Here is a 14,642-nt window from a genome sequence, read left to right on the forward strand (position 1 = left end):
CATGATCACGGCCGGGGGGCTCAGGACTCCTTCTGGATGGACAGCCAGTAGAAGCTGTGTCCCGGCAGCGTGAGCAGGTAGGGCAGGTCGCCGATCGGCGGGAAGGGCACGCCGCCACGGCACTCGACCGGCGTCATCCCGCTGAAGCGGCGCAGGTCGAGCTCGACCGGCTGGGCGAACTTCGACAGGTTGTTCACGCACAGCACCCGGTCGTCGCCTTCCTCGCGGATGAAGGCCAGCACGCTCGGGTTCGGCGACCACAGCTCGATGTAGCCGCCGGTACCGAAGATCGGGTGCTCCCGCCGGATCTGCAGCATCCGCCGGGTGAAGTGCAGGAGTGACGACTCGCTCTTGACCTGCGCCTCGACGTTGACCGACTGGTAGCCGTAGATCGGGTCCATGACCACCGGCAGGTACAGCCTGGCCGGGTCGGCCTTGGAGAACCCGGCGTTGCGGTCGGGGCTCCACTGCATCGGCGTGCGGACCGCGTCCCGGTCCTCCAGCCAGATGTTGTCGCCCATGCCGATCTCGTCGCCGTAGTACATGACGGGCGACCCAGGCATGCTCAGAAGCAGCGCGGTGAACAGCTCGATCTGGTCCCTGTCGTTCTCCAGCAGGGGAGCGAGACGCCGCCGGATGCCGAGGTAGGCCCGCATCCGGGGGTCCTTGGCATACTCGGCGTGCATGTAGTCGCGCTCCTCCTCCGTCACCGTCTCGAGCGTCAGCTCGTCGTGGTTGCGGAGGAAGATGCCCCACTGAGCGTGCTCGGGCAGCTTGGGGGTGCGCGACATGATCTCGGAGATCGGCTCCCGGCTCTGCCGCCGCACGGCCATGAAGATGCGCGGCATCAGCGGGAAGTGGAACGCCATGTGGCACTCGTCGCCGCCGGTCGTGGGGTCGCCGAAGTACTCCACCACGTCTTCGGGCCAGCCGTTCGCCTCGGCGAGCAGCACCCGGTCGGGGTAGAGCCGGTCCACCTCGGCGCGGATTCGCCGCAGGTATTCATGCGTCTCCGGCAGCCCGGAGCAGGCGGTCCCCTCGCGCTCGAAGAGGTACGGCACGGCGTCCAGCCGGAAGCCGTCGACGCCGAGGTCCAGCCAGAACCGCAGGACCTCCATCATGGCTTCCTGGACGGCCGGGTTGTCGTAGTTGAGATCCGGCTGGTGGTGGAAGAACCGGTGCCAGTAGTACTGGCCGCGCACCGGGTCGTAGGTCCAGTTGGACTCCTCGGCGCCGATGAAGATGATCGGGGCGTCCGCGTACTTCGTCGGGTCGTCCGACCAGACGTAGAAGTCGCCGTAGGGGCCGTCCGGGTCCTCCCGGGAAGCCTGGAACCATGGGTGCTTGTCGCTGGTGTGGTTCATGACCAGGTCGGTGATGACCCGCAGGCCACGCGCGTGGGCGGCCTCGATCATCTCGACGAAGTCACCGAGGGCGCCGAACTCCGGAAGGATCTTCAGGTAGTCCGAGATGTCGTAGCCGCCGTCGCGCAGCGGCGACTCGTACAGCGGCAGCAGCCACAGGCAGTCGATGCCGAGCCACTTGAGGTAGTCGAGCTTGTCGATCAGCCCGCGCAGGTCGCCCGTGCCGTCGCCGTTCGAGTCCTTGAAGCCGCGGACCAGCACCTCGTAGAAGACCGCCCGCTTGTACCAGTGGGCGTCCTGCGGGGTGAAGTCTGTGATCTCATCGCCGGGCAGCATCGCCGGCGGCGTTGTGGGCAGCCCGGTCTGAGCCGCCGGCACACGGGTGCCGGTAGGCGCGGAAACAGGTTCCGGGCAGGGAGACGCTGCGTTCATCTGGACTCGCTTGAAGAAAGAAGGAGGCGTGTGGTCAGGTCACACCCGAGCTTTGAAGCTCACGCCGTCAGATTGGGCCTTCATTGACCAAAATAGCACCTGACCAGGGCTGACCGTAAACGCTGACCAAGATATGACAGGTAGTTTTTACCTGTTTCTGCTTGATCACCCACGGCGATCAGGCAGGTGTCCGGGCAGGTCGGACAGCTGGCTTCCGGGGGTCCACGGAGGGGTCAGGTCTCCGAGGACGTCCTCGTAGTCTGTGAGCCAGGCGCCGAAAAGCACGAGAGCCCGTAGCCAGAATCGCGAGTTCCACGCCCCGAAGGCGGTCAGCGCGTCAGGCCCCGCTGCGACGACCTCCAGCATTTGGGGCGACATCAGACCGGGAATCGACGCGGCCTTCACCAGCATCCGGTGGTTCCACTCCCGTGCCGCCGGGCCGTTCGAGCGGAGCGGGACCCGGCGATGCGGGAGGGCGCCGTTGGTCGACGGCAGCGCCGCCACCCGAGGGTTGGCCGCCTTCAGGACCTCCCGATAGAACCTGCCGCCCTCCTTCCGGGTCACCGGCACAGAGAGAGCGGCGTCGAAGAACTCCGGGTGCAGGAACGGGAAGACCGGCGTGGCCTCGGGGCCCACGAGGTTCACAGGCGAGCGGGCGATGCCCCGGGCCGTCCGGGTGTGGAGCACGCTCAGTGGCAGCTCCGAACGGTGGCCGTGCAGCATCGAGGTCGCCGCGGCGAAAGCCGTACGGACCTGGTCGTCCATCCACGCGAGGGCGGAGTCGCCGAGGACGGGCATGTGCGGGTCGCCGGTCGCCAGAGCGGCCAGCAGTGCCTCCCGCCGCGACGCGCCGGTCCCCGCGCCCACGGCGTCGGCGGTGATCAGGAAGTTCTTCATCAGCGGGCCGCCGGCCAGGCCGTCGACCACGGCGCGGCCGGCCTGGTGGACCTCGCGGGCGAAGGGGGAGTACCACGCGTGGTGACTGGTGAGGTACTCCAGCCGCCGGGCCGCCCACAGCGCCTCTTCCGGGTACCTCTCCGCGTCCTGCGGCACGATCCGGTGGGGGATGCCCAGCTCGCGCGTGATGTACCGGGCGAAGTCGATGTCGTTGTCCAGCCCGTCGTCGGGGCTCGTCGTCCACGACTCCACGTCCATCCGCCGCGCCACGGCGACGCTCGCCAGCAGCCTGGAGTCGTAGCCGCCGCTCACCGGGACCAGCACCCGCTCGTACGGCTTGAGCGCGTCGTGCAGCAGCGCGACCAGGTCGCCGCCGGTCACGCCGCGGTCGACCGGCTCCTCCCGCACCCAGCGGGGCGCCCGCTTCTCGACGCGCAGCTTCCGCGCGGTCCGCGACCAGGTCAGCGCGGTCGCGCCCGGCAGCCGCCTGACCTCGCGGTACGGCGTGTCCTCCAGCAGCGGATAGGTCAGCTTCAGGATGGCCGCCCAGGCGCTCCAGTTCACCTCGTACGGCCGGGCGGCCAGGGCGAGAAGCGGCTCGATCAGACCGGCGAAGTAGACGGCGTCCCCGTCGGCCAGGTAGTAGACGTCGATCAGCCCGAATGCGCCCGTGTGCAGGGTCACGGCTCCCGGCTCGTCGATGAGCCCCGGCGCCTCGTAGGTCTCGGAGATCCTCAGCCAGTCGCGCGCCGCCGGGCCGGACTCGTGGCCTGATTCTGGGCCGCCGATCGGCTGCCGGTCCCCCCACGCGAAAGCCACCGCTCCGCGCGGTGCGTCCTCCTGCGGCGCGTCGCCGTACGGGGCTGTGTTGTCGTACGGCGCGAGCGGGCCGGAGGCGAGCAACGCGGCGTATGTGGCGGTATGCACGGCGCGTACGGCAGGGCCGGACCGAGCCAGCAGATCCAGCCGGGCCGCGTCGAAGGGCCCGATAGCGCCGCAGACATACGGCCTCGTCTGGTATCGCGGCCACTCACCCTTGCGCACGTCTCGCCCTCCCTCGAACCCGCCGCCGAGTCTACGGACCTTTCGCCCATCGAGCCGTGAGCTATCCCGAATCAAGACGATTCAGCCGATGCGTAGCCTTGCTGTGAGGATGACGAGGTCTGGTCTCTTCCTGAGATCGATCAGCCCGTTCTGCGAATATTGTGACTCTCGCCCCCCTTCGGACTACTGCGGAGTTACCTCATGAGCGAGCTGGAGAGCGTGAAGCAGGCGCTGGCGCGGGCCGTCGAGCAGGCGGCCGGGGCGGCGGAGCTCGCCCGGCTGCTCACGGATTACCAGCGGCGGCTCGACGAGGCGGCCCATTCTGAGGCCGAAGCGGTGACCAGGCTGCGGGAGGCCGAGGCGCGGCTCAAGGTGGTCGGGCGGCAGAACACGCAGCTCGCGAAGAACCTCGCCGAGCAGCGCTATCAGACCGAGGTAGCCAACTGGAAGCTCGTCTCGGTCCAGGAGAGCCGCTGGATCAAGCTCGGCGACGCTCTCCACACCAAGAACCCCGGTGTCGTGGCCAAGACGCTCAAGACGCCGGTGAAGAAGCGTCCCGCGCCCAAGCGGTCGGACTTCAAGCCGGAGCTTCCGGCGGTCGCCGAGGAGAAGGCCGCGGCAGCCGTACCGGACGCGAACGCGCCGGAGGTCTCCGCCGCCCTCGCCGACGGGTTCGCGGTGCCGAAGGGGCCGCTGGCCAGGCCGTACCTCACGGTCGCCGCGATCGTGGACAGGCAGACCGAGGCGCTGCTGCGCTACGAGTGGCGGCAGGTGACCAACTTCGGCCCGGACAACTGGGAGACGATGCTCGACCAGCATCAGCCGCACGTGCTGTTCGTCGAGTCCGTACGGCCCGGCCCCCGGCAGGGCAACGGAGGGCGCTGGCTGGAGGCGCTGTCGGGGCAGTCGCGTGCGCTGCGGGACCTGGTCGAGGCGTGCCGCAAGCGGGGGATCAAGACCGTTTTCTGGCATTCGAGCGGCGCCGTATCGCGGTCGGTCCCGGCGGCTGAGCATTTCGAGTACGTCGTGACGACCTCGGAGGCGCGGGCCCGCGAATGGAAGTCCGCGTTGCGGCACGAGCGTGTGGGCGTCCTGCCACACGCGATCCAGCCTCGCGTCCACAACCCGATCCCGGCTGTCGGCGGCCGCACCGGAGAGGTCGTTACCCTCGGCTCCGTCACCCTGCCGGTCCACACGCCACCGGCGATCGAGACGTCCCCGGCAGGCGCGGCGTCCGGAGCGGGCCAGGCCGGCCTCACCCCCCAGCCGGGGGCCCCGGTGGCCGGGCACGGAACGTCGCGGCCCTGGGCCGTTCTGGCCGGGCAGGGCGACGACAAGACGACCTACGACGACATGCTTACGGCCTACCGGCGGCCCGCCCTGGTGGTGGCCGGCGCCGACGCCGAGCCGAGAGTGATCGCGGAGGTCGCCGCCTGCGGCACCCCGGTGCTCCAGGTGAGAGCGGGAGCCAAGGGCGAGGAGACCGTCGCGGCCGCCGACGTCCTCCTCGCCGATCCCGAACGGCTGGCCAGGGAGGCGCACCTGGCGTGGCGTGCCCGGCCGAGTGTGACTCCGCTGCTGGACCCGATCCTCGACATCCTCGGCGTGCCGAGCGTCCGGAACAACGAGACGATCAGCGTCATCACCGCCATCGACGGTGAGGCCGAGCTGGAGCGCCTGCTCACCCAGGTCGGTCGGCAGGCGCACCGGCCGGGCCAGCTCGTCATCGTCGCCGACGGCGTGGACGCCGCCCTGGTCGAGAAGACCGCCCGCCAGCACCCCGCACTGGCGGCGGAAGGCGCGGGAGGCACGCAAGGCGCCGCCATGCCGGACCTCGTCGTCCGGGTCGCCGCCGCTCCCATCACGCGGGGTGCGGGTCTGGACCGGGCGCTGCGGCTCGCCGAGGGCGACTTCGTGGCGGTCCTCGACCCCCGGGACCTGTACGGCGAGCACTATCTGGCAGACCTCGTCCGGCACTTCGCTTCGACCGACGCCGAGATTCTGGGCAAGGCCGCGTTCTACGCCCATCTGCCGGAGGCAGGCGCGACGCTCCTCCGGCAGCCGGAAGCCGAGCACCGGTTCCTCCCCGAGGTGGCGGGAGGGACGGTCCTGGGCCGCCGCCAGACGCTCGTCGACCTGGGCTTCGCCGACGTCTCCGAGGAGTGGGGCGAGGTCCTGATGCGGCAGTGCCGCGCCGACGGGGTCCGCGTCTACTCGGCCGACCGGTACTCGTACGTCTGCGTGCGGAGCTCGGCCTCGGCGGAGGGTGGCCTGCTGGGCTCGGCCCGCCTGGAGGGATACCTCCCCGCCGAACCTCTCGCGTTGCTCTGAGGACGACAACCGGCGCCGGCAATGCATGATCACGCACATGTACGGCCGGGCCCGCGGCCATGTGCGGGAATCCGTGCATGATCACGCCAGGTGGTTGGTGTGGCGGGGTGGTTGGTGCGGCTGGGTGGTTAGTGTGGGCGGTGTGACGCCCGCGCGGCTCGGCCGGTTTCTGGGAGCGCCGCCTGTGCCCTCTGGTTCGTGGGAGCGGGAGGCGGCGCTGGCGTCCCCGATCGCGCTCAAGGCCGCGTACGGCAGGCCGCCGCGCGACGTGGCGGAGGAACTCGCGGCCCGGCTGCGCGGCCGGGAAGGGATCGCCGCCGTCCGGGTCCAGCCCAACGGTTTCCTGCTGATCGTGCTGACGACCCCCGGCGAGATCGTCCGGGAGATCGTGGAGCGGGACTCCGCGCCGTTGCCGGATAGGGCAGATCAGCTGGATGGGGCGGCCTCGGGCAGCCCCGCGGACCAAAATGATCGGGAGCGTGCGGGGCGGGTGCCGTCCCCGCTGTGGCCTGACCTTCCTCGCACTTGGGATAACCCGGGCTTCGTCGTGAGGTTCGCGCATGCGCGGGCGGCGGCCGTACGCCGATGGGCGCGTGATCTCGGTGTGCCGTGGGAGGGCTTCCGGCCGGAGTCGCTGGACGACCCTCGCGACCGCGCGGTGCTGAGGGCGCTCGCGGAGTTGCCCAGCCGTACGGCGAGCCGCGACCCGGCGTGGACGGCCTACGCCGAGCAGCTCGCGCTGGCCTACCACGACGCGCACGAGCGCGCTCCGGCCACTCCGATGGGGGACGGCCCGCCCACCGAGGTTCACACATCACGGCTGTGGCTGGCGAGAGCCGTACAGGTCGTCCTGGTAGATATTCTGGGTCCGGCGTTGCCGGACAGACTGTGACAGACGGGGCCAAGAGGCGTCTCGTCACGTGGGCGGCCGTCTCATGCGGACGGTGAGGTCGGATAGCCTCGTTCGGGTGAGTCGATTCGCCCACCCCGCCGGCGACAGGCATGCCGAGGTGCTGCCCGAAGAACGTCCGCCGCATGTGCCCGCCGACCTGAACGCGCTCGATCACGTGATCTGGCCGCGAACGTCCGGCCGGACCGGTGGCGCCATCACGATCGGCGGCGTCGACGTCAGGGATCTGGCGAAGGAATACGGCACTCCTCTCTACGTCATCGACGAGGAGGACTTCCGCTCCCGCTGCCGGGACCACAAGGCCGCCTTCCACGACGGCGAGGTCCACTACGCGGGCAAGGCGTTCCTGTGCCGTGAGGTGGCCCGCTGGATCGACCAGGAGGGTCTCGGCCTCGACGTGTGCAGCGCGGGCGAGCTCGCGGTCGCGCTCAGCGTCGGCTTCCCGCCCGAGCGCATCACGATGCACGGCAACAACAAGTCCCTGGCCGAGCTGGACAAGGCCGTCGAGGTCGGCGTCGGCCACATCGTGGTCGACTCCTTCGAGGAGATCGCCCGGCTGGGCTTCCTCGCCGACCGGCACGGCACCCGGCCCAAGGTCATGATCCGCGTGACCGTCGGCGTGGAGGCGCACACCCACGAGTTCATCGCGACCGCCCACGACGACCAGAAGTTCGGCCTGTCGCTGAGCAGCGGCGCGGCGGCGGAGGCGGCGCGGCGGATCCTCGCCCTTCCGCAGCTCGAACTGGTCGGGCTGCACTCGCACATCGGGTCGCAGATCACCGACACCGCCGGGTTCGAGGTGGCCGCCCGCCGTCTGGCCGGCCTGCTGGTCCAGATCAAAAAGGAGCACGGCGTCTTCCTCCCCGAGCTCGACCTGGGCGGCGGTTACGGCATTCCGTACGTGACGGGCGACGAGGCGCCGGACATCAAGGTCATCGCGGACGGCCTCACTGAGATCGTCGCCAAGATCTGCGCGTCGGCGGGGCTTCCCGTGCCGCACCTGACGGTGGAGCCGGGCCGCGCGATCACGGGACCCGCGGGCGTGACGCTCTACGAGGTCGGTACGGTCAAGGACGTGGAGGGCCTGCGGACCTACGTCAGCGTCGACGGCGGCATGAGCGACAACATCCGCACCGCGCTGTACGGCGCCGACTACACGGCCGTGCTCGCCTCCCGCGAGACCGAGGCCGAACCGATGCTGTCCCGCCTGGTCGGCAAGCACTGCGAGAGCGGGGACATGATCGTTCGCGACCTGTGGCTGCCCGCGGACCTCGCTCCAGGTGACATGATCGCGGTAGCGGCGACCGGCGCGTACTGCCGCTCGCTGGCGAACAACTACAACTACCTGCCGAAGCCCGCGGTGGTCGCGGTGTCCAGGGGCAAGGCACGGCTGATCGTGCGCCGGGAGACCGAGGACGACCTGCTGAGGGGGCAGCTGTGACCACTCGCCCGTCGACGGGTGAAACGAGGAGGGCCCGTGACTAACCCCATCGGCAAACCGGCGCTGAAGGTCGCGCTGCTGGGCTGCGGCGTCGTCGGTTCGCAGGTCGTGCGGCTGCTGGGCGAGCAGGCCGACGACCTGGCCGCCCGCGTCGGCGCTCCGCTGGAGCTGGCCGGGGTGGCCGTGCGGAGGCTCGGCCGCAAGCGCGACGCGGAGATCGACCCCGCCCTGTTGACGACCGACGCCGAGGGCCTGGTCACCCGCGACGACGTGGACATCGTCGTCGAGGTGATCGGCGGCATCGAGCCCGCCAGGTCGCTGATCCTGGCGGCGATGTCACGTGGCAAGTCGGTGGTGACCGCCAACAAGGCGCTGCTGGCCGAGGACGGCGCGACCATTCACCGGGCGGCCCGCGAGAACAACGCCGACCTCTACTTCGAGGCCAGCGTGGCGGGAGCGATCCCGCTGCTGCGCCCGTTGCGCGAGTCGATGGCCGGTGACCACGTCCGCCGGGTGCTGGGCATCGTCAACGGCACCACGAACTACATCCTCGACAAGATGGACTCCTCGGGCGCCTCGTTCGGAGACGCGCTGGAGGAGGCCCAGTCGCTCGGGTACGCCGAGGCCGACCCGACCGCCGACGTGGAGGGCTTCGACGCCGCCGCCAAGGCCGCCATCCTCGCCGGGATCGCCTTCCACAGCCGGGTGACGGCGGCCGACGTGCACCGCGAGGGCATCACGGAGATCACCGCGGCCGACGTCGCCTCGGCCAAGGGCATGGGCTACGTGATCAAGCTGCTGGCCATCTGCGCGCGCTCCGACGACGGCCGCTCGGTCGGCGTGCGGGTCCACCCGGCCATGATCCCCCGGTCGCATCCCCTGGCGGGGGTCCGGGAGGCGTACAACGCCGTGTTCGTGGAGGCCGAGTCGGCCGGGCGGCTGATGTTCTACGGCGCCGGCGCCGGGGGAGCACCCACGGCCTCGGCGGTCCTGGGGGACATCGTCGCGGTGGCCCGCAACCGCCTCGCCGGGACCCGCGGCCCCGAGGAGTCGACCTACGCCGACCTGAAGGTCCACCCGATGGGAGACACGGTCACCCGCTACCACGTGTCGGTGGACGTGGCGGACAAGCCGGGCGTTCTCGCCCGCGTGGCCGACGTCTTCGCCAGCCACGACGTGTCCATCCAGACGGTCCGGCAGGAGGGCCGCGGCGACGACGCCCAGCTCGTTCTGGTCACCCACAGGGCGAGCGACGCCGCCCTGTCGGCCACGATCGAGGACCTCCGGGAGCTCGACATCGTCCGGGCCGTGGCCAGCGTGATGCGCGTCGAGGGCGACGACACCCCCTGAGCCGTAACGTGGCGGATTCAGGCGATCACTGGATAATCTACGTCGGTTCCCTCTGATCGCCTGAAAGCTTCTTGCGCGCACGCCGTGCGCGATGCCCCCGGAGATTTGATGACGACTGTCCATGCGCGCACTGATCTCGTGGCGCGCTAAAAGGTGGTGTTGACCTAGAATCGCCCGGTGTTCCCTTCGTCCCCCGCTTCGTTCCTGCGGCGTGCCGGTGCCGTCGCGCTGGTGGTGCCAGTGCTGGTCATGGCCGCCGGGCAGATGGCCGAGGCCAGGACGACAGGGGCCGTGACGACAGGGGCCGCGACGACCGAGCACGGATCGCCCAAGGTGACGACCGTCGTGGCCTTGACCTTCGATGACGGCGACGCGAGCCACGTGCGGGTGGCCCGGCTGCTGAAGAGCAGAGGTATGGCCGGGACGTTCTACGTCAACAGCGCGCAGATCGGCACGGCTGGCAAGCTGACCCGCGCGCAGCTCGCCGCCATCGCCAGGGCGGGCCACGAAATCGGCGGCCACACCTTGACGCACCCCAAGCTGCCCGAGCTGACGCCCGCGGAACAGCGCGCCGAGATCTGCGATGACCGGCGGGCGCTGCTCGCGATGGGCTTTCAGGTTCGCACGTTCGCCTACCCCTACGGCGCGTGGGACGGCAGCGCCAAGCGGATCGTGCGCGCGTGCGGGTACAACGGCGCGAGAGGAGTGGGCGGTCTTTCCTCGCGCCCGTGCGCCGGTTGCGAGGTGGCCGAGCCGTACCGTCCAGAGAGCCTCTACCTCGTCCGGACCCCGGGATCCGTGCGGGAGACGACCACACTCGCGCAGATCAAGGAGTCGGTGCTCAACGCGGAGAAGGCGGGTGGCGGCCTGGTGCCGCTGGTCTTCCACCGGTTGTGCGCCGATGACGGCGGGTGCGGCGTCTATTCGGTGAGCGACCGGACCCTCACCGCGTTCCTCGACTGGCTGGCCGGGCGCAGGACCCGGGGGACGGTCGTGCGGACCCTCGGCGCGGCGATCGGCGGCAAGGTCCGGCCCCTCGCATGATCAGGCCGAGGCGGCGATCCAGGACTACGGCGCCCAAGCGGCTCATATGCCACAATGCGAGATCGTTGAGCAGACTGTGAAGACCGGCCGAGGGCGGGCGTCATGACAAGCCCCAGAGGCTTCCTCCGCACGCCGAGCGCGGAGATGGCGGACGCGTCCTGGGACGGGAGCCGGTGGGTCGTCGCCGGAGCCCCGCTCCAGGCAGAGCTCGCGGAAGACGACGTGGCACGCCTGCGTGGCCTCCGCGGCGTCCACGTCCACTGGCCGCCCGGCGTGGTGCCTCACGACGTGATCGTCCGGCTCGCCGCCGCCGGGGTCCCGCTCCACTCGGCCTCGGTGCCCGGCTGGCTCGCCGACGCCACGCTCCGTGAGCTGATCACCGACCCCGGCTGGCTCGCCTCCGAGACCGACAGCGCTGGAGCGCCGGTCGCCGACCTCCGCCGCGAGGAGCACAGCGTACGGCTCCGCAGGCACGCCCTCCGCCACGCCGGCCGTACGGGCTCGAACGCCGGCACGGGCTCGAACGCCGGTCTGTCCGGCGAGGGCCGGGCCGGGGGCAGCGAGGGCAGGGCCGCGGCGAGCGGCGGCGGGCCGCGCATCGGCGGCAGGCTGGGCGGCGGGGGGCTGGTCAGCGTCGTGGTGGCGAGCAGGCGGCCGCGGATGGCGGCCTTCGCGCTGGCGCAGATCGCCCGGCAGCGTGACGTGGACCTGGAGGTCGTCTACGCCGCGCACGGCTTCCCCGCGGACGTCGTACGGCAGGCCGCCGAGGGCTTCCCCTTCCCGATCGAGGTTGTCGAGGTCGGCGGCGAGATCCCGTTCGGCGACGTGCTGAATGAAGCGGTACGGCGGGTAACCGGCGACTATGTCGCGAAATGGGATGACGACGACTGGTACGGCCCTGACCATCTCTCCGACCTCCTCCTGGCCAGGGCGTACTCGGGAGCCGACGTGGTGGGGACGGCCGCCGAGTTCTTCTACCTGGAGCCGCTGAAGGTGACCGTCCGCAGGACCGACTACACGAGCGAGGTGGCCTCCCCGCACGTGGCGGGAGGGACGATCCTGCTGGAGCGCGCCGCGTTGCGCGAGGTCGGCGGCTTCCAGCCGCTGCCGCGTGCCGTCGACGAGCGGCTCCTCAAGGACGTGGAGGCGGCGGGAGGGGCGATCTACCGGACGCATGGCCTGGGCTACGTGCTCAGGCGCTCCACGATGGAGGAGCACACCTGGCGGCTGCCGCTGGCGCACTTCCTCCGAGTCGCGACCAACCAGTGGCGCGGTTTCCGGCCGAGCCGGATCCTGGAGGCGGAATGACGCCGGCCGAGACACCGCGAGTTCGCGGAAACGACTACTCCGTCCTCCGGCCGCCCGACGTCGGGACGTGGACGCCCGGCCTGCGGGTGAGCGTCGTCGTGCCCGCCTACAACGGCCAGGAGAAGCTCGACCTCGTGCTGGCCGGGCTCGCCGACCAGACCTACCCGGCCGCGCTGACCGAGGTGATCGTCGTCGACAACGGCAGCGTGCCCCCGCTGCGCCTGCCCGAGGTCCGCCCGGAGCGGACCCGGCTGATCGTCTGCGCCAGTCCTGGACGGGCCAACGCCCGCAACGCCGGCCTCCGGGCCGCCGAGGGCGACGTCATCCACTGGCTGGACTCCGACATCGTGCTGGAGCGCACGGCCCTGGAGGCCCACATGCGCTGGCACCATCTCGCGCCCTACCTCGTCGTGACCGGCTACCTGCGCTTCTCCGCCGCGCCGCTCCCGGAGCCCCGTGAGATCGTCTCCGCCGGGGAACGGGGGAAGCTGTTCGAGCCGGCCGAGCCGCACGACTGGATCGTCGAGCTGGTCGAGCGCACCGACGGCCTGCGGACCAACGCGCACCGGGCGTTCAGCATCCACATCGGCGGCGCGACGTCGGTCAACGCCCGGCTGATCGAGGCGGCCGGGCCCATGGACGAGGAACTGATCCTCGGTCAGGACACCGAGATGGGCTACCGGCTGTCCCAGGCGGGGGCGGTGTTCATCCCGGAGCCCGTGGCCCGCGGCTACCACCTCGGCCCCACGATGCGGATGCGCGACGCGAAGTCGATCGGCCGCAACAGCCACGCGCTCATTCCCGACCGCATCCCGCACTACCGGTGGCTGCGGTCCCATCCGGCCCGGCAGTGGCTCGTGCCGTACGCCGAGGTGGAGATCGACGCGAGCGCCGCCACCTATGAGGACGTCCGCGCGACCGTCGACGCGGTGCTCGCGGGCACGGTCCCGGACGTCGCCGTCGTCCTGGTGGGGCCCTGGGACGAGCTCGATCCCGAGCGCCGCTCGCCGCTCACCGATCCCCGCCTCGATCTCGTGCTCATCCGCGGCCACTACGCGAACGACGGCCGGGTCCGGCTGGGGGAGACGACGCGGGCCGGGGAGGCGGGGCCCACCTTGGACAGTGCGCCGTTCGTGCTTCGCCTGCCGCCAGGCTGGGTGCCCGGCGAAGACAGCCTGGCGGGCCTCCTCGACCTGGCCAGGGACCGCGGCCTCGGCCTGCTGTCCGTGCTGCTGGAGGAAGGCCCCGAAGGGATCGTCGCCGCCCGCCTTGAGCGTACGGCGGCGTTCGCCCGCGCCCGGATCGTGGCGGAGCCCGGCGAAGATCTCGACGGCGCCGTGACCGAGGTGTACGGCTCTATGTGGGTGAGCGGGGAGACGTGGGGCTTCCTGCCCGCCGCCTCCGCGCGAACCCCGGTGGGCCGCCGGACCGCCTATCGCGCCCGGATCGAGGCCGAAGCCGAGGTCGAACGCCTGACCAAGGAGGTCGAGCGGCTCAAGGGCAAGGTGGCCGACTGGCGGGGCGACGCCCAGCGCTGGCGCGCGAGCGCCGTCGAGTTGCGGCGCGAGGTCGGCAGTCTCCGTAAACAGGTGAGCGCGTTGAAGCGGGCCCAGGGCTTCAGGGGCCTCGCGCGCCGCCTCCGCCGGCCGTTCACCGACACCTGAGCCAGGCCATAGAAAGCCGCTGTCCTTAATTATCCGTAATTGGCGGCACATCCGTCCTGATCACGGCACTGCTGGACTAAATACCGGCTTGACCTGTGGAAACGGCAGATAGGGAACGTTCGGACGCTGAAGAGAGTCGCCGAGACGCGCGTTGGCGTGCTTGAGTCAGATCTTTATTCGCGTAATGACAGGTTTAACGATCCGGCTATACCATCGCCGTTCGTGACTGAAGCCGATCTTTCAGGCCCAAGGCTGGCCAACGATCTGTTCTTCGTCATACATGACGACATAACGGGTCGAATGCGACTGCATCCGCGGCTCACCGGGCTTGGGCTGGCCGCCGCCGTCCTGGGCGAGCTGATGCTGGCCGGGAGGATCTCCGTGGACCTCACGGCCGGCGAGGTGCGGCTGGCCGTCCTGCACGGCACGCCCACCGGCGACGAGGTCACGCAGAACGCTCTCGACCACGTCGTCGCCGAGCCCGCGCATCGCTTCCGGATCTGGCTGCAGTTTCTCGCCCGTACGGCACACGCCGACGTGGCGGCCCGGATGACCGCCGCCGGGCTGCTGCGCCCGGCGAGGCGCCTGCAGTCCAGACAGGTGCCCGCCGACCCGAACGCGGCGGCGTGGCCGATCGGGCGCCTCAACCTGGCGATCCAGCGCCGTCAGCCGCTCAGCGCACAGGACGGCGTCCTGCTGGGCCTGGTCGTCGCGACCGGCGGTGGCCGGCTCGTCCTGTGGGACCGGAACCCGCGATACCTCTCCGACTCGACCGCCGCGCTTCCGGCGCCGCTCCAGGAACTGATCGCCCAGACCGAGGCCGCTATCGGCGACTCCGTCATCAGCCGTAGATAACC

Annotated in this window: 10 protein-coding genes; 8 read left to right on the forward strand and 2 right to left on the reverse strand. The window is 70.7% G+C overall.

What is annotated here, in order from left to right; all coding sequences use genetic code 11:
- Positions 1-20: 20 nt before the first annotated feature.
- Together treS and ABH927_RS16230 are read right to left on the reverse strand one after the other, a co-directional pair.
- Positions 21-1,700, reverse strand: coding sequence for a maltose alpha-D-glucosyltransferase (treS, locus tag ABH927_RS16225; protein WP_370022527.1), 1,680 nt, complete (start codon positions 1,698-1,700; stop codon positions 21-23).
- A 261-nt stretch (positions 1,701-1,961) separates the two neighbouring features.
- Positions 1,962-3,737: an asparagine synthetase B family protein gene (locus ABH927_RS16230; RefSeq protein ID WP_370022301.1), complete on the reverse strand. Its 1,776-nt coding sequence runs from the start codon at positions 3,735-3,737 to the stop codon at positions 1,962-1,964.
- A 201-nt stretch (positions 3,738-3,938) separates the two neighbouring features.
- Here ABH927_RS16230 and ABH927_RS16235 point away from each other — a divergent pair, with 201 nt between their 5' ends.
- From ABH927_RS16235 to ABH927_RS16270, 8 genes are all read left to right on the forward strand, one after another.
- The gene (locus tag ABH927_RS16235; RefSeq protein ID WP_370022303.1) at positions 3,939-6,068 is read left to right on the forward strand and encodes a hypothetical protein; all 2,130 of its coding nucleotides are present in this window, start codon (positions 3,939-3,941) and stop codon (positions 6,066-6,068) included.
- A 142-nt stretch (positions 6,069-6,210) separates the two neighbouring features.
- The gene (locus ABH927_RS16240; protein WP_370022305.1) at positions 6,211-6,960 is read left to right on the forward strand and encodes an anticodon-binding protein; all 750 of its coding nucleotides are present in this window, start codon (positions 6,211-6,213) and stop codon (positions 6,958-6,960) included.
- A 76-nt stretch (positions 6,961-7,036) separates the two neighbouring features.
- Positions 7,037-8,419 carry a diaminopimelate decarboxylase gene (gene lysA, locus ABH927_RS16245; protein WP_370022306.1) on the forward strand — a complete coding sequence of 461 codons (1,383 nt, stop codon included), beginning with the start codon at positions 7,037-7,039 and terminating at the stop codon, positions 8,417-8,419.
- A gap of 36 nt (positions 8,420-8,455) precedes the next feature.
- Positions 8,456-9,769 carry a homoserine dehydrogenase gene (locus ABH927_RS16250; RefSeq protein WP_370022308.1) on the forward strand — a complete coding sequence of 438 codons (1,314 nt, stop codon included), beginning with the start codon at positions 8,456-8,458 and terminating at the stop codon, positions 9,767-9,769.
- 177 nt (positions 9,770-9,946) lie between these two features.
- On the forward strand, positions 9,947-10,813 hold the full coding sequence (locus ABH927_RS16255; RefSeq protein ID WP_370022310.1) for a polysaccharide deacetylase family protein: 867 nt from the start codon (positions 9,947-9,949) through the stop codon (positions 10,811-10,813).
- Positions 10,814-10,915: 102 nt separating this feature from the next.
- Complete coding sequence (locus ABH927_RS16260) at positions 10,916-12,121, forward strand: glycosyltransferase (protein WP_370022312.1); 1,206 nt, start codon at positions 10,916-10,918, stop codon at positions 12,119-12,121.
- Entirely contained in the window at positions 12,118-13,785 is a 1,668-nt protein-coding gene (locus ABH927_RS16265) for a glycosyltransferase (RefSeq protein ID WP_370022314.1), read from the forward strand. Before ABH927_RS16260 ends, ABH927_RS16265 begins: the two co-directional genes overlap by 4 nt.
- Before the next feature lie 222 nt (positions 13,786-14,007).
- Positions 14,008-14,640 carry a GPP34 family phosphoprotein gene (locus ABH927_RS16270; RefSeq protein ID WP_370022316.1) on the forward strand — a complete coding sequence of 211 codons (633 nt, stop codon included), beginning with the start codon at positions 14,008-14,010 and terminating at the stop codon, positions 14,638-14,640.
- Positions 14,641-14,642 lie beyond the last annotated feature (2 nt).

Origin of the sequence: Planotetraspora sp. GP83, assembly GCF_041262585.1 — a bacterium.
Classification (GTDB): Bacteria; Actinomycetota; Actinomycetes; order Streptosporangiales; family Streptosporangiaceae; genus JAOEGB01.

Bases quoted from the DNA above. Each gene is read 5' to 3' on its own strand.
- treS (WP_370022527.1), bottom strand. From the start codon at position 1,700: ATGCTGCCCGGCGATGAGATCACAGACTTCACCCCGCAGGACGCCCAC.
- ABH927_RS16235 (WP_370022303.1), top strand. From the start codon at position 3,939: ATGAGCGAGCTGGAGAGCGTGAAGCAGGCGCTGGCGCGGGCCGTCGAG.
- ABH927_RS16260 (WP_370022312.1), top strand. From the start codon at position 10,916: ATGACAAGCCCCAGAGGCTTCCTCCGCACGCCGAGCGCGGAGATGGCG.
- ABH927_RS16265 (WP_370022314.1), top strand. From the start codon at position 12,118: ATGACGCCGGCCGAGACACCGCGAGTTCGCGGAAACGACTACTCCGTC.